Annotated in this window: 12 protein-coding genes; 5 read left to right on the forward strand and 7 right to left on the reverse strand. The window is 67.7% G+C overall.

Annotated features, from left to right (window positions below):
* Positions 1–166: 166 nt before the first annotated feature.
* Positions 167–1,807, forward strand: coding sequence for an NAD(P)/FAD-dependent oxidoreductase (locus P7A99_RS10045; protein ID WP_277793748.1), 1,641 nt, complete (start codon positions 167–169; stop codon positions 1,805–1,807).
* Positions 1,808–2,048: 241 nt separating this feature from the next.
* On the forward strand, positions 2,049–3,896 hold the full coding sequence (locus P7A99_RS10050; protein ID WP_277793749.1) for a peptidoglycan-binding domain-containing protein: 1,848 nt from the start codon (positions 2,049–2,051) through the stop codon (positions 3,894–3,896).
* Positions 3,897–3,971: 75 nt separating this feature from the next.
* On the opposite strand, the gene ahpF is transcribed toward P7A99_RS10050, so the two are convergent.
* From ahpF to P7A99_RS10075, 5 genes are all read right to left on the reverse strand, one after another.
* Entirely contained in the window at positions 3,972–5,552 is a 1,581-nt protein-coding gene (gene ahpF / locus P7A99_RS10055) for an alkyl hydroperoxide reductase subunit F (RefSeq protein WP_277793750.1), read from the reverse strand.
* A gap of 136 nt (positions 5,553–5,688) precedes the next feature.
* Positions 5,689–6,252, reverse strand: a complete 564-nt coding sequence (ahpC, locus tag P7A99_RS10060; RefSeq protein ID WP_277793751.1) for an alkyl hydroperoxide reductase subunit C — start codon at positions 6,250–6,252, stop codon at positions 5,689–5,691.
* Between the two features lie 102 nt (positions 6,253–6,354).
* Positions 6,355–6,534 (reverse strand): hypothetical protein, encoded by a 180-nt coding sequence (locus P7A99_RS10065; RefSeq protein ID WP_277793752.1) that lies wholly within the window; start codon positions 6,532–6,534, stop codon positions 6,355–6,357.
* Positions 6,535–6,622: 88 nt separating this feature from the next.
* Positions 6,623–8,560 carry a sialate O-acetylesterase gene (locus P7A99_RS10070; RefSeq protein WP_277793753.1) on the reverse strand — a complete coding sequence of 646 codons (1,938 nt, stop codon included), beginning with the start codon at positions 8,558–8,560 and terminating at the stop codon, positions 6,623–6,625.
* A 270-nt stretch (positions 8,561–8,830) separates the two neighbouring features.
* The gene (locus tag P7A99_RS10075) at positions 8,831–11,287 is read right to left on the reverse strand and encodes a glycoside hydrolase family 3 protein (protein ID WP_277793754.1); all 2,457 of its coding nucleotides are present in this window, start codon (positions 11,285–11,287) and stop codon (positions 8,831–8,833) included.
* A 176-nt stretch (positions 11,288–11,463) separates the two neighbouring features.
* On the opposite strand from P7A99_RS10075, the gene P7A99_RS10080 reads away from it, so the two are divergent.
* From P7A99_RS10080 to P7A99_RS10090, 3 genes are read left to right on the forward strand one after another with little or no spacing between them, the layout of a single operon-like run.
* Positions 11,464–13,392 carry a glycoside hydrolase family 97 protein gene (locus P7A99_RS10080; RefSeq protein WP_277793755.1) on the forward strand — a complete coding sequence of 643 codons (1,929 nt, stop codon included), beginning with the start codon at positions 11,464–11,466 and terminating at the stop codon, positions 13,390–13,392.
* A gap of 2 nt (positions 13,393–13,394) precedes the next feature.
* The gene (locus P7A99_RS10085) at positions 13,395–15,020 is read left to right on the forward strand and encodes an alpha-L-fucosidase (RefSeq protein WP_277793756.1); all 1,626 of its coding nucleotides are present in this window, start codon (positions 13,395–13,397) and stop codon (positions 15,018–15,020) included.
* 50 nt (positions 15,021–15,070) lie between these two features.
* Positions 15,071–15,826, forward strand: coding sequence for an SDR family oxidoreductase (locus tag P7A99_RS10090; RefSeq protein ID WP_277793757.1), 756 nt, complete (start codon positions 15,071–15,073; stop codon positions 15,824–15,826).
* A 197-nt stretch (positions 15,827–16,023) separates the two neighbouring features.
* On the opposite strand, the gene P7A99_RS10095 is transcribed toward P7A99_RS10090, so the two are convergent.
* Positions 16,024–18,297 (reverse strand): TonB-dependent receptor, encoded by a 2,274-nt coding sequence (locus tag P7A99_RS10095; RefSeq protein WP_277793903.1) that lies wholly within the window; start codon positions 18,295–18,297, stop codon positions 16,024–16,026.
* A gap of 188 nt (positions 18,298–18,485) precedes the next feature.
* On the reverse strand, positions 18,486–19,577 hold the full coding sequence (locus P7A99_RS10100) for a DUF3667 domain-containing protein (RefSeq protein WP_277793758.1): 1,092 nt from the start codon (positions 19,575–19,577) through the stop codon (positions 18,486–18,488).
* Positions 19,578–19,612: the final 35 nt, after the last annotated feature.

A 19,612-nucleotide genomic window follows, 5' to 3' on the forward strand; every position in this document is an offset into this window, starting at 1 on the left:
TCGCCTTCACCGACATCGGCAATCCCTCCGCTTCAAAAGCAAGGAATCACAGCCAGCCGATTTCGCAACAGTCCCCCATCAAGGGGGAGGGAAGCGCTTTATCCTGAAGCGCAGGCGATGCCCCTCCCCCATGGCGCACGCGCCCGCGACCCGCTAAACCCGCGCCATGCTGCGTCTTTCCGAACTGAAGCTGCCCCTGGACCATCCGCCGGAGGCCATGGCTCCGGCCATTTGCGCGCGCCTGTGCGTCGACCCGGCCGACCTGCTGGAGGTCAAGCTCTGGCGGCGGGCGCATGACGCGCGCAAGAAGTCCGCGATCCTGATGGTCTACACGGTCGACGTCGCCCTGCGCGACGAGGCGGCTGTGCTGGAGCGCTTCAAGGGCGACAGCCAGGTGCGCCCGACGCCCGACACCGACTATCGCTTCACGGCCCGCGCGCCGGAAGGCTTCGACGGCCCGCGCCCGGTGGTCATCGGCGCCGGGCCCTGCGGCCTGTTCGCGGGGCTGGTGCTGGCCCAGATGGGCTTCAAGCCGATCATCCTCGACCGCGGCAAGGTGGTGCGCGAGCGCACCAAGGACACCTGGGCCCTGTGGCGCAAGAGCGAGCTGAACCCGGAGTCGAACGTTCAGTTCGGCGAAGGGGGCGCGGGCACCTTCTCGGACGGCAAGCTCTACAGCCAGATCAAGGATCCGCGCTTCCTGGGCCGCAAGGTGCTGGAAGAATTCGTCGCCGCCGGCGCGCCCGAAGAGATCCTGACCGAGGCCCACCCGCACATCGGCACCTTCCGCCTGGTGCACATGGTCGAGAACATCCGCGCCCTGATCGAGGGCCTGGGCGGCGAATACCGCTGGCAGCACCGGGTCACCGACTTCGAGATCGAGACGGGCGAGGACGGCCAGCGCAAGCTCAAGGGCCTGCACCTGTCGACCGGCGAATTCCTGGAGACCGAGCACGTGGTGCTGGCCGTGGGCCACTCCTCGCGCGACACCTTCCAGACCCTGCACGACCGCGGCGTTCACATCGAGGCCAAGCCGTTCTCGATCGGCGTGCGCATCGAGCATCCGCAGTCGTGGATGGACAAGGCCCGCTTCGGCGCCTGCGCCGGCCACCCGGACCTGGGCGCGGCCGACTACAGCCTGTCGCACCACTGCTCCAACGGCCGCACGGTCTACAGCTTCTGCATGTGCCCGGGCGGCACGGTGGTGGCGGCGACCTCGGAGCCGAACCGGGTCGTGACCAACGGCATGAGCCAGTATTCGCGCAACGAACGCAACGCCAACTCCGGCTTCGTCGTGGCCATCGATCCCGAGCGCGACTATCCGGGCCACCCGCTGGCCGGCATCGAGTTCCAGCGCAAGTGGGAGAGCCTGGCCTTCACCGCCGGCGGCGGCGACTACAAGGCCCCGGCCCAGAAGGTCGGCGACTTCCTGGCCGGCCGCCCGTCGGAAGCCCTGGGCGAGGTCTCGCCTTCGTACAAGCCGGGCGTCCACATGACCGACCTGGCCGAATGCCTGCCGCCGTTCGTGCTGGAGGCCATGCGCGAGGCCCTGCCCGTGTTCGGCCGCCAGATCGCCGGCTACGACCATCCGGACGTGCTGATGACCGGGGTCGAGACCCGCACCTCCTCGCCGATCCGCATCACCCGCGGCAAGGACCTCCAGAGCCTCAACACCGCCGGCCTGTTCCCGGCCGGCGAAGGCGCGGGCTATGCCGGCGGCATCCTGTCGGCCGGCGTAGACGGCATCAAGGTGGCCGAGGCGGTGGCGGCGGCCTATGTGGCCAAGGGACTGGCGGCGGCGACATAGATCGCATTGGTCCCCGCCCGCCGTCGCGCGGCTACGCAATTTCCGCGTGCATAATCACATAACGCAACCAGACTCGACAATGCCGGCATGCTCATGATCAATGGGCGCCGACGTCGAGGGCCGGCGTGATCGCGCCCTCTTCATGCCGCGACCGAACGGACCCGCTCGAACCGATGGGCCGACGACTGGGCACGGACGTCTTCGTCAAGCGTGCCGCGTCGAACCGTCCTCTGGAGCGCCCATGTCCGAGATTCTCATCACGCACGAAATGCTCACCCTGCTGGCCGAGCGTTCGTCCTACGCCGTTCCCGCCGGCGAGCTGGTCTTCTTCGGCTTTCGGGGCCTGCTTCCGCTGGATGTGACGGGCACGGAGTTCGCCGCCAGCCACCGCACCCGCCTGACCAGCTTCGACCACCAGCGCATGCGCTGCACCCTTGGCCAATGGCGGCCCAGTCAGGGCGTTCTGGCGCTGTTTCCAGGCTCGACCGTTCCCAACCTGTCGGCGATCCAGACGGCCAAGGCCAAGCAGGGTATCGGCGCCAACATGCTGATGCTGGGCCGCTACGCCTATGACAGGGGCGTGCACAAGAAGGACAAGCCGACCGGGCACCGCGCCTTCCGGCAAGGCATGTTCTTCCCGGTCTGGCGCAACGCCGACGACCTGGATTTCGACCTGGCCGACCGCCTGGACACCAGCGGACGGGTCCCGGACAACTATCCCTGGGACAATCTTCATTGCGCGTTCCACGACAATGTCGACACCCCGGGCTTTTCCAGCAACGGCTGCCAGGTGGTGTCGGGACGCCCCAGCATGGCGGCCAACAACCACCGCCCGGAGACCGGTCCCTGGGCGCGCTTCGTGACCAACGCCTACGGCCCCCAGGCCAACAACCAGACCCGTTTCACCTATCTGCTGTTCTCGGGCGCCGAGGCTGGGCTGGTGTCGGCGCGGCCGGACGGCCCCCTGCCCCGCACCGTGCGGTTCGGCTCGCGCGGGCCCTGGGTCGAGGCCGTCCAGAAGGGACTGCAAAAGAACGGCTTTCCGTTTCTGGGCGCCGACGGCGACTTCGGCCGCGACACCCTCGAGGCCGTGATGGGCTTCCAGGCCCAGGAGTTTGGCAAGGGCCAAGCCGACGGCGTGGTCGGGCCCAATACGGCCGGCGCCCTCGAGATCGACTGGCCGCCTCTGGAGACCGGCTCGTCTCGCGCGCCCTCGCCCCAGCCGACGGCCCAGCCTGCTCAAGCCCTCGAAAGCACCCAGCCCGTCGTCGCGGCTCAGCCTTCGCCCCTTCCGGCTGACTGGCTGGCCTCGGCCGTCAAGATCACGCCCGGCTTCGAGGTGGCGGGCGACCCCTACCAGGGCGTCTCCGGCGACTTCGACGGCATGGGAATCTCGTGCGGCGCGCTGCAATGGAATATCGGCAAGAAGTCGCTTCAGCCCATGGTGCTGGCGGTTTCGAAGCCCGTCGTCCTGGCGGCCATGCCGACCCTGGGCGCCGACATGTGGCGCGCCTGCTCCAGCGAGGTTCAGACCGGCCTGGGCATCGTCCGAGGCTGGCAGAACGCGACCAAGCTCACGCCGGTCGCACGAACCGAGCTGCGAGCGCTGATGGGAACGCCCCAGATGCGGGCCGAGCAGAACAGCAGGATCGCGGCCTTGGGCGAACGCGCCAGGAAGGCCGCCGACGCCTGGGCGGCCAGCGCCGGCCGGGGCCGGGCGACCAAGCACGAGTTCCTGTGGTTCTTCGACCTCGCCACCCAGAACGGCTCTCTGGAAGGCATCGATTTCGCGGACGTGCAGGACTTCATCCGGCACAACCAGACTTCCGGCGCCGCCAACGTGATCTGCAACTACCTGGCCGGGCTGACCGGCCCGTCGGGGCACATCAAGGACGCCAAGAAGAACGCCCAGCTCTGGCGCACGCCCGCCACGCCGCTGGCGCTGGAGCTGCTGGTGCTGTCCTATCTGAGGTCCGGATCAGCCCTGCCGCAGTGGCGGCACGTCGTCCTCAACCGCAAGGGCTGCATCGCCGCAGGCCGGGGCTGGGTCAATTCGTCGGAATACGACCTGACCTCGCACATCGCCTAGGGCCTCGCCCCCGAACGAAAGAAGGCCCGGACGATCGCTCGTCCGGGCCTTCGTCGTTTCGATCCGTAAGACCGGTCAGGCCGCTTCGGCCTGTTCCGCGGGAAGGCGGATCAGGTAGTCGAAGGCCGACAGCGAGGCCTTGGCGCCCTCGCCCATGGCGATGATGATCTGCTTGTACGGCGTGGTGGTGGCGTCGCCGGCCGCGAACACGCCCGGCATGGTCGTCTCGCCACGGTAGTCGACCTCGATCTCGCCGCGGCTCGACAGAGCCACGTTCGAGTCCTTCAGCCACTCGGTGTTGGGCACCAGGCCGATCTGCACGAACACGCCTTCCAGGTCGACGCGGTGGGCCGTGTCATGGTTGCGGTCCTTGTAGGACAGACCGTTCACCTTGGCGCCGTCGCCGTGGATCTCGGTGGTCATGGCCGAGGTGACGATCTTGACGTTCGGCAGGCTGGCGAGCTTGCGCTGCAGCACCGCGTCGGCGCGCAGCTGGCTGTCGTACTCGATCAGGGTGACGTGGGCGACGATGCCGGCCAGGTCGATGGCCGCCTCGACGCCGCTGTTGCCGCCGCCGATCACCGCCACGCGCTTGCCCTTGAACAGCGGGCCGTCGCAGTGCGGGCAATAGGCCACGCCCTTGTTCTTGTACTCGGCCTCGCCGGGCACGTTGACGTTCCGCCAGCGGGCGCCGGTGGACAGGATCACGGTGCGCGACTTCAGGCTGGCGCCGTTCTCGAGCTTGACCTCGATCAGACCGCCTTCGGTCTTGGGGGCGACCAGGCCGACGGCCTTCTGCAGGTTCATCACGTCGACGTCGTACTGCTTGACGTGCTGCTCCAGCGCCGTGGCCAGCTTGGGGCCTTCGGTGTGCTGCACCGAGATGAAGTTCTCGATGGCCATGGTGTCGAGCACCTGGCCGCCGAAGCGCTCGGCCGCAACGCCGGTGCGGATGCCCTTGCGGGCGGCGTAGACGGCCGCAGCCGCGCCGGCGGGACCGCCGCCGATGACCAGCACCTCGAAGGCGTCCTTGGTCTTGATCTTCTCGGCCATCCGGGCTTCGGCGCCGGTGTCGAGCTTGGCCAGGATCTGCTCGACCTCCATGCGGCCCTGGCCGAACGGCTGGCCGTTCAGCAGGATGGTCGGCACGGCCATGACCTGGCGCTGCTCGACTTCAGCCTGGAACAGCGCGCCGTCGATGGCGACGTGGCGGATGCGGGGGTTCAGGGCGCTCATGGTGTTGAGCGCCTGCACCACGTCGGGGCAGTTCTGGCAGGACTGCGAGAAATAGGTCTCGAAGCTGTAGTCGCCGTCCAGGGCCTTGATGCGCTCGATCACATCGGCGTCGAGGCGCGGCGGGTGGCCGCCGACATGCAGCAGGGCCAGCACCAGCGAGGTGAACTCGTGGCCCAGCGGCAGACCGGCGAAGCGTACATCGGCGTCGCCGACGGCGCGGGTGACGGCGAACGAGGGCTTGCGGGCGTCGTCGCCGGCGAGGTTGAGGCTGACCTTGTCGGACGTCGCGGCGACGTCTTCCAGCAGGGACAGCATGTCCTTGGAACCCTTGTCGTCGCCGAGCGACGCGACCAGTTCGATCGGCTGGCGCAGGTTCTGCAGGTAGGTGCTCAGTTGGGTCTTCAGACCAGCGTCCAGCATGACGGGCTCCCAGAAAACGAGGGGGAGGAGGAAGTGCGTTCGATTGTCGGGGGAGGATCGAACGCGGCGAACGATCGGAGGGTTGCGCCGCCGCTCCAGACGGAGCGAAGCGGCGGCGCGGGCAGTTCAGGTAGTCTTAGATCTTGCCGACGAGGTCGAGCGACGGGGCCAGGGTCTTTTCACCCTCTTCCCACTTCGCCGGGCAGACTTCGCCCGGGTGCGAAGCCACGTACTGGGCGGCCTTGATCTTGCGCAGCAGTTCGATGGCGTTGCGGCCGATGCCTTCGGCGGTCACTTCCATGAACTGGATCACGCCTTGCGGGTCGACCAGGAAGGTGCCGCGGTCGGCCAGGCCGATGCCCGGACGCATGATCTCGAAGTTGTTGGTGATCGTGCCCGACGGGTCGCCGACCATGGTGTACTTGATCTTGCCGATGGCCGGCGAGCTGTCGTGCCAGGCCTTGTGCGAGAAGTGGGTGTCGGTCGACACGGCGTAGATCTCGACGCCCAGGCGGGTGAAGACGTCGTAGTTGTCGGCCAGGTCTTCCAGCTCGGTCGGGCAGACGAAGGTGAAATCGGCCGGGTAGAAGAAGAAGACCGACCACTTGCCCTTGGTGTCGGCGTCGCTAACCGTGACGAACTTGCCGTCCTTGTAGGCCTGGGCGGTGAAGGGTTTGATCTCGGTGTTGATCAGCGACATGGGACGCTCCGTTGGAAAAGGATGCGTCGTAGGTATCGCGATGCAGCAAATAGGTCCAATCGATAAAATCAGTTCCGAAGATAGATCGTTCCTATCTCCGTTTCACGACGCCTTACGATCAAGCTTAGCCTTGGCGAGGGCTTGCGGGACATAGGGTTCAGCGGCCGGAAGGCAGCGAACCAGGACCTCTACGGTGAGCTGGCGATCGGTGATGATCGGCGGCGCCTCGCCGAACACCGATCGCCAAAGTTCAGCCAGTTCTTCGCAGGTGCGATCAGTCACATGAAATCCTCGTTTCCGAGGAAGGAAAGCCTTATGACGCAAGGGGTTGCTGGTTAATAAGCGGGGCTGGAGCCGAAATTCCCTCTCTCTAAGAGAGAGGGATTTCAAACGGCGTCGCCGGCAGGCGGTTGACGCCATAGAGGTTCAGCACCGGACTGTCGGCCCAGGCGAAGCGGACCTTTACGGCGGCATAGCCGGCCGGGACCGTCAGGCGGACCTTGTCGCCCTCCACCGCCGCATCGACGAAGCGGCACGACTCGGCCCCGTCGCACAGCTCGAAGCCCGCGGGGCGACCCGAACCGTAGACCACCGCCGGCTGGTCCAGCGTCACCACGATGTCGGCGCCGTCGCGCGCGGCCGAGAGCGGCGCGGGGCCCGAGGCGTTCAGGCCGGTCTCGCCATGGGCCAGCTTGCGCGCCAGGCCGCCCAGACGCAGGCCGACCTGCAGCTTGTCGGCCGGATGGATGTCGTAGGGCGAGCCGAGATCGACGGCCGAGGCCAGGCCCGTGGCCGGATCGGCCGCGACCGTGCGGCGCTGCACGTCGCGCAGCTCGGCCCAGCGCGAGACGCCGGGCTTGTCGGTTTGCGGCCCGAAGGCGGCCAGTTGCACCATCAGGAACGGCGCGTCGGGCGCGGCGAAAGCCTTGCGCCAGTCGGCGATCAGGGCCGGCATCAACCGGGCGTATTCCTTGGCCTCGGTGACGTTCGACTCGCCCTGGTACCAGGCGAAGCCCTTGACGCCGTAGGGCGCCAGCGGCGCGATCATGCCGTTGTGCAGGGTCGACAGGCCCGAAGCGCCCAGCCACGGCGCGTGCGGCGGCAGGCCGGTGTCGGAAAGCTTGGTCGAGACCTTGTAGCGCCAGGCTCCGCCCATGGGGACGAACGAGCCGTCGGCCAGCTTCAGGCCCTTGTCCTTGGCGGGACCCCAGGCGCCGCCGCCGCCGCCCGTGTCGATGGCGCGCACGGCGATGACGTTACGGCCGGCCTTCAGCGTTCCGGCCGGCAGCGCATAGGCGCGCTTGAAGTCCCAGCCTTCCTGCGAGCCCACCTGGCGGCCGTTGACGAAGGTGGTGTCCATGTCGTCGACGGGACCCAGGATCAGGGTCGCGCCTTGCGTTGCCTGGGCCTTGGTCAGGGTGATCTCGGCGCGCAGCCAGATCGTGCCGTCGAAGGTCTCCAGGCCCGGATTGGTCTCCCAGAACTGCTCGGCCGGCATGGTCGCCCAGGCGCGGTCGTCGAAGTCGGGCTTGGCCCAGCCCGCGGCATGGGGCTCGGTCTTGGCGGCCCAGCGGTCGAGCATCGCGCCCCAGCGGGCCATGCCCTTGGCCGGATCCTTGGCGTAGTCGGCCAGCACCGACAGCCCCTCGTCATAGCCGCCCAGGGCCTTCAGCCCCTGGCCGCTGATCCAGTCCTGGATGATCGAACCGCCCCAGGTGGCGTCGATCAGGCCGATCGGCGCCCCCGTGCTCTTGCGGATGTCGCGGCCCATGAAGAAGCAGGCGGCCGAGAAGTTGTTGGCGCTGTCGTAGCTGGAAGTCTTCCAGACGGCCTGGGCCGGCAGCGTATCGCTCGGGTTGGGCAGGCTGGTGCGGCCGGTCTGCAGCAGGCGCACGTGCGGGTCGACGGCGGCGGCCGCCTCGACCTCGCCATTGAGGGCGCGGCGCAGCGGATACTCCATGTTCGACTGACCCGAGCACAGCCAGACGTCGCCCATCAAGAGGTCGGAAACGGTCTGGGTCGCCTCGCCCGCCTTGACGGTCAGGGTCAGGGGCTGGCCCGTGGCCGGGCGGGCGGGCAGTTGCGCGGTCCAGCGGCCGCCGGCGTCGGCCGTGGCGGCGACCGCCTGGCCGGAGAGGTCCACGGAGACGGCGGCGCCGGGCGCGGCCATGCCCCAGACCTGGATCGGCCGGTCGCGCTGGAGCACGGCATGGTCGGTGAACACCGAAGCCAGCAGCGGCGCGGCCGCGGCCGGCGAAACGACGGCCAGGGCGGCGGCCCCGGCGAGCAGGTGACGGGTCAGGCGCACGCGAGGTCTCCGCTTAGGTCACAACTCAAATCGTCATCCCGGGCGAAGGCGCATAGCGCGGATAACCGGGATGACATCCGTCTAGTCAGGCCGGATCGACATTCAGCGGTTCTCCGCTCCCCAATCCGTCAGATCCCCGCGAAGGCGGGGATCCAAGCTGGATTTCAGGATCGGGAACGGCCGTGGATCATCTCCAAGCTCGGCTTGGATCCCCGCCTTCGCGGGGATGCTCGGAGAAAGATGGCCAAGGGTTCCGACTGTCGCTCCGCTTCAGTCCGCCTTGGCCGGGCAGGTCGTGCCGGTCGGGTCGGTGGTCAGCTTCACGCCGCTGATCGAGACCGTCAGGGTCCCGGCCGTAGCCAGCGAGAACGGGGCTTCGACCTTGGTCACGTCCGTGCCGGCCGCCTGGAAGCACTTCAGCGGCACCTTCAGGCTGGTCCACTCGCCGACCTTGGCGCCCGACAGCACCGAGGTGACGTCGAGCTTGCCGGCGCCGATGCCCAGGGTCGTCTTGGCCGACGGGGCGGCGTCGACGCGCCAATTCACCTGCAGGGCGATCTCGGCGTTGGTCTGGAAGGTCAGGTCGAAGGCCTTGTCGGCGGCGATCTCGGCCGCGGCGGGAACGCCGCCGGCGAAGGTCAGCTGGCGGCCGGCCTCCTGCACGTTGCCGGCGTCGACCGGCTTGATGTTCACCGAGGTGGTCGGCAGCAGGCGGAACTCGAACGGCGCCGGGGTCTTGCCGCCGACGAAGTAATTGCTGTCGTTGGCCGCAATGGCGGTGACGCCCGAGACTTCCGACAGCTTGGCCACCTTGCCCGGCTTGGCGTAGCTGAGGCCATAGCCGTAGGCGAACAGCGGCGCGTAGCCCTTGTCGCCCTTGTTCAGCGAGAACTGCGCGGCGGTCTTGGGCCAGCTGAACGACAGCTTCCCGTTGAAGTCGCGGCGCGGCTTGCCGGCGGCGTCGCCCACCAGCACGTCGGCGATCCCGCCGCCTTCCGAGCCCGGCAGCCAGGCGGCGACGAAGGCGTCCGAGGCGTTGATCTCGGGGTTCACCCACAGCGGACGGCCCGACAGGAAGACGGCGACCACCGGCACGCCGGCGGCCTTCAGCTTCTTGAGCAGGGCCAGGTCGGTCTTGTCGCCCTGCTGGTACTCGAGCGACTTCAGGTCGCCCACGCCCTCGGCGTAGGGTTGCTCGCCGAACACCACGACGGCGACGTCAGGCTTGTCGGTGAAGCTGCCGTCGACGCTGAGCGTCGCGCTGCCGCCCGAGGCTTCCACCGCGTCCTTGAAGCCCGAATAGATCGACTGGGCGTTGGGGAAGTCGCTGTTCTTGTTGTCGGTGCCCTGCCACGACAGGGTCCAGCCGCCCGACTGCTGGCCGATGTCGTCGGCGCCGGAGCCAGCGACCAGCACCTTCGCGCTGGCCTTGATCGGCAGAACGCCGCCGTTGTTCTTCAGCAGCACCAGCGACTTGGCCACGGCCTCGCGGGCGATGGCGCGGTGGTCGGCGTTGCCGAGCACGCCTTCGCGGCCTTCCCACGGACGGTCGGCGCGGAACAGGCCAAGCTTCACCTTCACGCGCAGGATGCGACGCACGGCGTCGTCGATGCGGGCCATCGGCACCTCGCCCGACTTGGCCTGAGCCAGCAGGTTGTCATAGAGGCCCTTCCAGCTGTCGGGGGCCATGTACATGTCCAGGCCCGCATTGGCGGCCTGGGCGCAGTTGGTCGGCGTACAGCCCTCGACCTGGCCGTGGCCGTTCCAGTCGCCGACGACGAAGCCGTCGAAACCCATGCGGCCCTTCAGCACGTCGGTCAGCAGCGACTTGTTGCCGTGCATCTTCTGGCCGTTCCAGCTGTTGAACGAGGCCATGATGGTCATGGTCCCGGCGTTGATGGCCGGGACGTAGCCCTGGGCGTGCAGGCGGATCAGCTCGGCTTCCGAAACCTGGGTGTCGCCCTGGTCCTTGCCGCCCGTGGTGCCGCCGTCGCCCAGGAAGTGCTTGGCGCTGGCCGCCACGTGGCCCTTCTGCAGGGCCTGGCCCTCGCTGACGGCGCCCTGGAGGCCCAGGATCATCTCGCGGGCGTACTGACGGACGATCTCGGGGTCTTCCGAATAGCCCTCGTAGGTGCGGCCCCAGCGGTCGTCGCGCGGCACGGCCAGGGTCGGACCGAAGGCCCAGTCGAAGCCTGACACCGCTGTCTCCTGGCCCGTGGCGGCGCCGATCTTGCGGATCAGTTCAGGATCCCGGGCGGCGCCCAGGGCGATGTTGTGCGGGAAGAGCGTGGCGCCGACGAGGTTGTTGTTGCCGTGCACGGCGTCGATGCCGAACATCAGCGGGATGTTGGTCCCGCCGCGCTGGGCGGCGGCGTCGCGGAACGCCTTGACGGTGTCGACCCAGGGGCCGACCGGCGAGCGGTCGGGCGCGCCCAGGGGCGGCGAGCTGCCGCCGGCCAGGATCGAACCCAGCGGATAGGTCTTGAGGTCCTCGGCCTTGATCGAGGCGGTATCGGCCTGGATCATCTGGCCGATCTTCTCTTCCAGCGTCATCTTGGCCAGCAGGCCGTCGACGAAGGCTTCGGTGGCCGGATCGACCAGGCCCTGGCTCTTGGCCGCGGGCCATTGGGCCGGATGGGCGGTGCTCTTGGGACCGTCGGCGGCGAAGGCCGGAGCCGACAGAAGGGTGGTCGCCATCAGGGCGATGGTCAGGGTCCTGGTGTTCATGCTCCCCCGCTCTTCCTTGCTTTGGGCGGTCTGGAAGCCGCCTGGATGTTACCGGTATCGAAAGCTCGACGCCGATGCATACACGGTCTAATTAATACGACAAACACCGAGACAACGAATTTTAGGGAGACGTTGCAATGGGGGTCGTTCGAAGCGCTTTGCTGGCTGGAGCCGCATTGACAGCGCTGTATAGCGCGAAAGCCTCGGCCGAAACCCGCACCCTCTCCTCCCCTGACGGCGCCATCTCGATTCAAGTCTCCGACGAGTCGGGACAGGCCCGCTACGCCGTCGCCTATCGCGGCAAGACCCTGATCGCGCCCTCCGGGCTGGGACTGGAGCTCTCCAAGGGTGGGCGCTTTTCCTATGGCGTGAAGATCGTCGGCGCGGAGACTTCGAGCGGCGAGGACGCCTACGACCTGCCCGCCGCCAAGGTCAGCCGCGTGGTCCAGAAGCGCAACGAACTGGCCGTCGACTTCCAGGAAGAGGGCGGCCGACGCTTGCGGGTGATCTTCCGCGCCTACGACCAGGGCGTGGCCTTCCGCTATGTGCTGCCCCAGCAGGAGGCGACCGCCGCCACCGACGTGCGCGACGAGGTGACCAGCTTCGACTTTCCCAGGGACTACGGCTGCTTTGGCCTGAACCTGGGCAAGTTCGGCAGCAGCCACGAGGGCGAGTTCGACCCTGTCCAGGCCTCGAAGTTCCGCGAGCACAATCTGTTCGACGCCCCGCTGGTCTGCCAGGGCGACAACGCCGCCTTCGCCATCGCCGAGGCCGACCTGAAGGACTGGGCGGGAATGTACCTGCGCGGCAAGGGCGACGGACGGCTTGGCGTCGGCGTGAAGCTGTCGCCGCGCCTGGACGACCCCAGCGTCGCGGTGCGCACGCGCCTGGGCGCCGCCGTCGCCTCGCCCTGGCGGGTGATCATGATCGCGCCCAAGGCCGGGCAGCTGGTCGAGAACACCCTGCTGACCACGCTGAGCGCGCCCTCCGTGGTCGAGGACACCAGCTGGATCAAGCCGGGCAAGGCCGCCTGGGACTGGTGGAACGGCCCGACGCTGAAGGCCGTGCCGAACGCCGGCATGAACCCGCAGACCATCCGCGCCTATATCGACTTCGCCGCGCAGAACGGCCTCGAATATATGCTGATCGACGAGGGCTGGAACGTGGGCGCCGGCGGCGCCTCGGTGGTGCGGCCGGGCGTCGACGTCACCCGCCCCAAGCCCGAACTCGACCTGCCGGGCCTGATCGCCTACGGCGCCGACAAGAAGGTCGGCGTCTGGCTGTGGCTGAACTGGAAGGCGCTGGACGCCCAGATGGACGAGGCCCTGGCCCTCTACGAGCAGTGGGGGATCAAGGGGATCAAGGTCGACTTCATGGACCGTGACGATCAAGCGATGGTCGACTTCTACCACCGCCTGCTGAATAAGGCCGCCCAGCACCATCTGATGGTCGACCTGCACGGCGCCTATCACCCCACGGGCCTGATCCGGACCTATCCGCACTATCTGACCCAGGAAGGCGTGCTGGGGGCCGAGTACAACAAGTGGAGCACGCGGATCACCGCGTCCCACAACGTCATGCTGGCCTATACGCGCCTCTTGCTGGGGCCGATGGACTACACCCCCGGCGGCTTCCGCAACGTGGCGCCCGCCAGGTTCGAGCCGCGCGACCGCCTGCCCTTCGTGCAGACCACGCGCGGCCAGGCCCTGGCGATGTTCGTCGTCTACGACAGCCCCTTCACCATCATCGCCGACAGCCCCGACACCTATGCCGAAAGCCCCCAGGGCCTGGACTTCGCCGCCGCCGTGCCGACCACCTGGGACGAGGTGCGCTACGTGACCGGCGAGATCGGCCAGTCGATCGTCGTCGCCCGCCGCAAGGGCGACGAATGGTGGCTCGGCGCGCTGAACAACGAGACCGCCCGAACGGTGAAGGTCCCGCTCGTCTTCCTGGGCAAGGGCCCGTGGAAGGCCGACGTCCGCCAGGACGGCGCGACCCCGACCGGTATCGAGGTTTCGAACCCTGAAGTTTCCGCCACCTCGACCCTGACCCTGAAACTCGCCGCCAGCGGCGGCGCGGCCGCGCGCATGACGCCGGTCCAGTAAGAATGAGCCAGTCCATGCCCTTCACCCGCCGCGCCCTCCTCGGCGCGACCGCCGGCCTCGCCGCTTCGCCCGCCCTGGCCGCGTCACGCGGTCCCTTCAAGGCTTCGTGGGAGTCGCTTGCCGCCGGCTACAAGACGCCGGACTGGTTCCGCGACGCCAAGCTCGGCATCTGGTCGCACTGGGGTCCGCAGTGCGTGCCCGAGTTCGGCGACTGGTACGGCCGGCAGATGTACCAGCAGGGCAACCCGTTCTACGAACACCACGTCAAGACCTACGGGCACCCGACCCAGTTCGGCTTCATGGAATTCATCCCGCGCTGGAAGGCCGACGCCTGGGATCCCGAAGCCCTGATGAAGACCTATGTCGCCGCAGGCGCGAAGTTCTTCATGTCGATGGCCAACCACCACGACAATCTCGACCTGTTCGACAGCCGCTATCACGCCTGGAACTCGACCCGCGTGGGCCCCAAGCGCGACATCGTCGGGACCTGGGAAAAGGTCGCCCGCCGCCATGGCATGAAGTTCGCCGTGTCCAACCACGCCGCCCACGCCTGGCACTGGTGGCAGACCGCCTATGGCTACGACGCCGAGGGCCCGCTGAAGGGCCAGCGCTATGACGCCTTCCGCCTGAAGAAGGCCGACGGCAAGGGCAAGTGGTGGCAGGGCCTGGACCCGCAGGAACTCTATACCGGCCCCAACATGGTGATCCCCGACGGGATGAACTCGATCGCCGAAGCCAACGACTGGCACGACAAGCACGACGGCGAGTGGATCGAGACTCCGCCGGCCAACAACCCCGCCTTCGTGCGCCAATGGCTGCTGCGCCAGAACGATCTGGTCGACCGCTACAAGCCCGACATGGTCTATTTCGACAACTACGCCCTGCCGCTGGGCCAGGCGGGGCTGGAGGCGACTGCGCACTTCTACAACCAGGCCGTCCGCCGCACCGGCAGGACCGACGTCGTCGTCACCGGCAAGAAGCTGACCGCCTTCCAGCGCAAGGCCATTGTGGAAGATGTCGAGCGCGGCTTCTCCGACCGGCTGCGCGACGAGCCCTGGCAGACCGACACCTGCATCGGCAACTGGCACTATGACCGCGGCCTCTACGAGCGCGACGGCTACAAGACCGCCAAGGACGTGGTCCAGCGCCTGACCGACGTGGTCAGCAAGAACGGCACGCTGATGCTGTCGATCCCCCAGCGCGGCGACGGCTCGATCGACGACAAGGAAGCCAAGGTGCTGGCCGAGATGGCCGGCTGGATCGCCGTCAACGGCGAGGCGATCTATTCGACCCGCCCGTGGAAGATCTACGGCGAGGGTCCCACGCGCCTGGTCGAGGGCATGCAGAACGAGGGCGACGCCAAGCCGTTCGAGCCCCGCGACATCCGCTTCACCACCAAGGCCGGCGCGCTCTACGCCCTGCCGCTGGTCGAGCCGGGCCGCGAGATGGTGATCGAGAGCCTGGCGACCGGCGCGCCGCATGCTGGCGGCGAGGTGCGCAAGGTCAGCCTGCTTGGCGGCGATCCCCTGCCCTTCACCCGCGACGACAAGGGCCTGAAGGTGACCCTGCCCGAGCGGCGGCCGGCCTTCACCCCGGTGGTGAAGATCGAAGGTCCGGGGCTGGCCTAAGCCTTTCAAACGCTCGTATGCTCCCTCTCGAAACCGAGGGAGCATACGCCATGACCGATCTTTCCGGCCGCACCGTCCTGATCACCGGCGCCTCGTCGGGCATCGGCGCGAACCTGGCGCTGGCCGCCGCCAAGGCCGGCGCGCGGGTGGCGGTGGCGGCGCGGCGGGCCGACCGGCTGGCGGCCCTGGTCGGCGAGATCGAGGCGACCGGCGGCGCGGCCCTCGCCGTTTCCATGGACGTCGAGGACGAGGCCTCGGTGATCGCCGCCTACGACGCGTTGGAAGCCGCCTGGGGGCCGCCCAACTCGGTGATCGCCAACGCCGGGATCAACGTGAGGGCCTCGGCGCTGGATATCGCCATCGAGGACTTCGACAAGATCCTGGGGGTCAACACCCGGGGCGTGTTCCTGACCGCCCGCGAGGGCGCGCGGCGGATGATCAAGGCGGGCGTCGAGGCGCGCGGCCGGGTGCTGCTGGTCGCCTCGATCGGAGCTCACAAGGTGCTGCCGGGCATCACCGCCTATTGCGCGTCCAAGGCCGCCACCGCCCACATGGGCAAGAGCCTAGCCCGCGAATGGGCCGGCAAGGGCATCAACGTCAACGTCCTGTGCCCCGGCTACATCCGCACCGAACTCAACGACGCCTGGTTCGACAGCGAGGGCGGCCAGAAGCTGGTGGCCGGCTTCCCGCGCCGGCGGCTGATGGACACCAGCGACCTGGAGGCCACGGCGCTGTACCTGGCCTCAGACGCCTCTAAGGCGGTGACGGGATCGGTGTTCACGGTGGACGACGGGCAGTCGCTTTAAAGGCCCCTCCCCCTGAAGGGGGAGGTGGCCCGAAGGGCGGGAGGGGGAAGTCTTGGCTGCCGCAAAGACTTCCCGGCCGTGGCGAAACCTTCCCTCTCCGTCGGCTTCGCCGACACCTCTCCCTTCAGGGAGAGGGAAAGAAAAACGCCCCCCGAACCGAAGCTCGGAGGGCGCTCTCTCAACTCAGAAACTCAGGATCAACGCAGCTTGGCGCTGAGGGCGATCCCGACGATGCGCGGCTCGTTGTAGACGGCCGCCATGTAGTTCTCGATCACGCCCTTAAGGTTCTTCTCGTTGGTGATGTTGCGGGCGAACAGGGCGACCTCGTAGGCGCCGTCGCCGCCTTCGTAGCCGAGCTTCAGCCCGCCTTCGAAGTTGCCCTTCGAGTAGAACTCGGCCGTGTCGTACAGCACGAAGTTCGTATAGCCCTGCTTGTTCCAGTCGGTGGCGGCGAACAGCTTGCCGTCGGCGCCCACCGGCAGCTCGTAGCGCGCCGTGAAGCTGAGGTTGTACTCGGGCGCGTTGGGCAGCGGCTGGCCGTCGATCTGGGTGAAGTAGTTGGTCCCGAAGGCTCCAGGGATCGCGATCGTCGGCGTCTTGACCGTGCAGACCACCACGCTGTTGAGCGCGCAGACCTGGGCGTAGACCCGCTTGTCGTTGATCTCGCTGTGCAGCAGGCTCAGACCCGCCGTCAGGGTCAGGTTGGCGATCGGGCGCCACTCGGCGTCGGCTTCCATGCCGTAGGCCTTGGCTTCATCGGCGTTGAACAGCACGCCGTTTCCGTTGGCGTCGTTGCCGTTCAGCTGGATGTCGCTGACCTTGTAGGTGAAGGCCGAGGCGTTCAGGCGCAGGCTGTTGTCGAGCAGGACGCTCTTGAAGCCGGCTTCCCACGACAGGATCGTCTCGGAGTCGGCGGTCGTGAAGTCGGAGTTAAACACCGCCGAACGGCCCTGGATGGTCGGACCGCGGAAGCCCTTGGCCACGCGCGCATAGACGCTGAGGTCGGGGTTCACTTCGTAGAGGGCGCTCAGGTCCCAGCTGGGCTGCTCGTCCGACAGGCGCACGAAGCGACGGCCCGTATAGGTGTCGGCGCCGGCGGCGGTCAGCGAGGTCTTGGCCAGGCGGGTCTTCTTGGCGTCATAGGTGTCGCGCGCGCCGGCCGTGATGGTCAGGGCGTCGGTCACCTTGTAGCTGACCTGACCGAACAGTGCCCACGAGGTGTTGAGGTTGTTCAGGCGCACCCAGTTGTTGGGATTGCGAGCCGCCACGCCGGTGTTGAGGAAGTAGCCGCGCTGGTAGAAATCGGTGGTGTCGCGCGAGTCGAAGTACAGCGCGCCGACCTGCCACTTCAGGCGGTCCTCGCCGTTGCTGGCCAGGCGGATTTCCTGGGTCAGCTGGTCGAGGTCGCGGACCTGGCCCATCGATTGGCCGAAGCCGTTGGCCACGCCGCCGACCGGGAAGTTGGCGCCGGCGCCGCCGTCGGTGTCGCCACGGCTGTAGCCGCTGGTGGTCTCGTAGGCGCTGATCGAGGTCAGGGTCATGCCGCCGAAGTCGTAGGCGACGTTCAGCGAGGCGCCCTTGGTGTCATAGGCCTGCGGATTGTCTTGCGCCTCGTCGTAGGCGACGCTGTCACGCGGAGCGCTGACGGCGTTGGAGCCCTTCTTGATGGCGTTGCGCAGGAAGAGGGTCGAGGTGCCCTCGTAGTTGCGCACGTGGGCCGAGGCCAGGACCGTCAGTTGCTCGGTCGGCTTGGCCAGGATCTGCAGGCGCGCGTCCTTCTCGTCGAAGCCGCCCATGGCGTTCTTGCGCGGGGTTACGGTGCCGTCGAGGCTCGTGCCGGCGAAGGTGTTGTCCACCCAATCGTCGCGGTGCTGGTACAGGGCCGAGACGCGGAACATCAGCTTGTCGCCGGCGATCGGACCGCCGATGCCGCCGTCGAAGGTGGTCGTGCCGTAGGTGCCGTACGAGGCGCTGGCGCGGCCCTGGAAGGTCTCGCTCGGGCGGATGGTGTCGAACTTGACGATACCGGCGGTGGTGTTGCGGCCGAACAGCGAACCCTGCGGGCCGCGCAGCACTTCAACCTGCTGGACGTCGAACACCGGGTTCGACTTCAGCACCACGTGCTCGAGGACGACGTCGTCCTGGATGATCGACACCGGCTGGGAGGCGCCGAGGTAGAAGTCGATGTTGCCCAGGCCCCGGATGTAGAAGCGCGGGAAGATGCGGCCCGTCGTGGTCTCGGCGTAGAAGCTGGGAACCTTGCCCGACAGCGAGATGATGTCGTCGCCGCCGCCCTGGATGGCGCGCAGCTGGTCGCCGGCGACCACGCCGACCGACACCGGGGTGTCCTGCAGGTTCACCGAGCGGCGCTCGGCGGTGACGATGATCTCTTCCAGGCTGGTGGAGTCGGCGGCTTCCTGGGCGTTGGCGGCGACGCCGAACGCGAGCGCGCCGAGCGCGCTGGTCAGCATCAGCGCCGACCGGCCGAAGGTCTTGTTGGACACGAAGTAATCCCCTTTTTACGTAGAAGTGTCTGCGGTTGTTGATTATTTCCGCAAGACAGCGTTCGGATACCAGCCGGATGCAAAGCTGTCATGACACCGCTCGCGGACGGACGGGGATAAAGTCCGCCCGCGAACAATAAAGCGGCAGAACGTCGTTAGATCTGCGACAGCCCCAGCCACAGCAGGCCCGCCAGCAGGAACACGAAGGCCAGCTGGGCGGAGAACCAGACGATGGTGGTCTTGAGCAGGGCTCCGAAGACGTTGGAGCCGTAGACCCCGCGCAGGGTCATGAACAGGTTCACCGGCGCCCACAGCAACGCCACGAGCACGCCGATGTCGCGCGCCGGGGCCGGCAGGATCATCACCACCGCCCACAGCAGGAAGATGAACGACAGGTAGTTCATCGACACGATCAGGTGGTCGTACATGTAGAACTTGCGACGATAGAAGTAGCAGGCGCCCAGGCTGAGGGCGAGGATCGGCAGCAGGAACACCGCCAGCCGGTGGCCCCAGCCGAACACCACGGCGACGAAGTAGCCGGGCGTGGCCACGACTTTATTCAGCTGGGTGTTGAACCACTCCAGCTTGGCCCGCTCGGTCGGCTCGACCTCGCCCACATCGATGAAGGTGCGCTTGCCGTTGGCGTCGACCCCGTCGGAGAGCAGGCCGCCCTCCTTCATCTGCTGCTGGATGTCGTTGGTCACCTCGCCGGGGATGGCCCTGACGCTGCCGTTGATGCTGGGCGGAACGGGCTTGCCGTGCTCATCGGTCTTGGCCGGACCGTGCGGGGCGGCCTTGGCGTCGCCGTGCTGCCCCTGCGCCGCGTGGTCGCCCTTGTGCTGGGCGTCGTGCATGGCCCTGTGGATCACGACCTCGGCCGACAGGATGAACAGCAGCAGCGAGACCAGGAACAGGCGGAACGGCGGCACGTGCCGGGCGCGCTTGCCGTCGAGATATTCGCGACTCAGCGTGCCGGGGCGGGCGAACAGCCACGGCAGGGTGCGCCACAGGCGGCCGTCGAAGTGGAACATCCCCTCGATGGCTTCCCAGGTGACGTGCAGGATCGACTTGTGGTGATCCGAGGCTTCCTGGCCGCAGGCGTGGCAGTAGTGCCCGACCAGTTCGGTCTCGCAGTTGTCGCACTTGGTGCCCGGCGGCGGCGCGGGATGGCTCGAACGGCCATCCGACTTGAACCGCGCCATCCAACCGCCCAGCGCACCGCCGCTGATCGCCTCGAGTTCCTTCACGCCACGTCCCCACGCACGCCCCAAGCGCGATTCAG

It is taken from the genome of Caulobacter endophyticus (assembly GCF_029543245.1).
GTDB lineage: Bacteria > Pseudomonadota > Alphaproteobacteria > Caulobacterales > Caulobacteraceae > Caulobacter > Caulobacter endophyticus_A.

What these genes read in the sequence shown, in the direction of transcription:
- ahpC (WP_277793751.1), bottom strand. Translation starts at nt 6,252, where the DNA reads ATGTCGCTGATCAACACCGAGATCAAACCCTTCACCGCCCAGGCCTAC.
- P7A99_RS10050 (WP_277793749.1), top strand. Translation starts at nt 2,049, where the DNA reads ATGTCCGAGATTCTCATCACGCACGAAATGCTCACCCTGCTGGCCGAG.
- P7A99_RS10095 (WP_277793903.1), bottom strand. Translation starts at nt 18,297, where the DNA reads ATGCTGACCAGCGCGCTCGGCGCGCTCGCGTTCGGCGTCGCCGCCAAC.
- P7A99_RS10075 (WP_277793754.1), bottom strand. Translation starts at nt 11,287, where the DNA reads ATGAACACCAGGACCCTGACCATCGCCCTGATGGCGACCACCCTTCTG.
- P7A99_RS10045 (WP_277793748.1), top strand. Translation starts at nt 167, where the DNA reads ATGCTGCGTCTTTCCGAACTGAAGCTGCCCCTGGACCATCCGCCGGAG.
- P7A99_RS10085 (WP_277793756.1), top strand. Translation starts at nt 13,395, where the DNA reads ATGAGCCAGTCCATGCCCTTCACCCGCCGCGCCCTCCTCGGCGCGACC.
- P7A99_RS10090 (WP_277793757.1), top strand. Translation starts at nt 15,071, where the DNA reads ATGACCGATCTTTCCGGCCGCACCGTCCTGATCACCGGCGCCTCGTCG.
- ahpF (WP_277793750.1), bottom strand. Translation starts at nt 5,552, where the DNA reads ATGCTGGACGCTGGTCTGAAGACCCAACTGAGCACCTACCTGCAGAAC.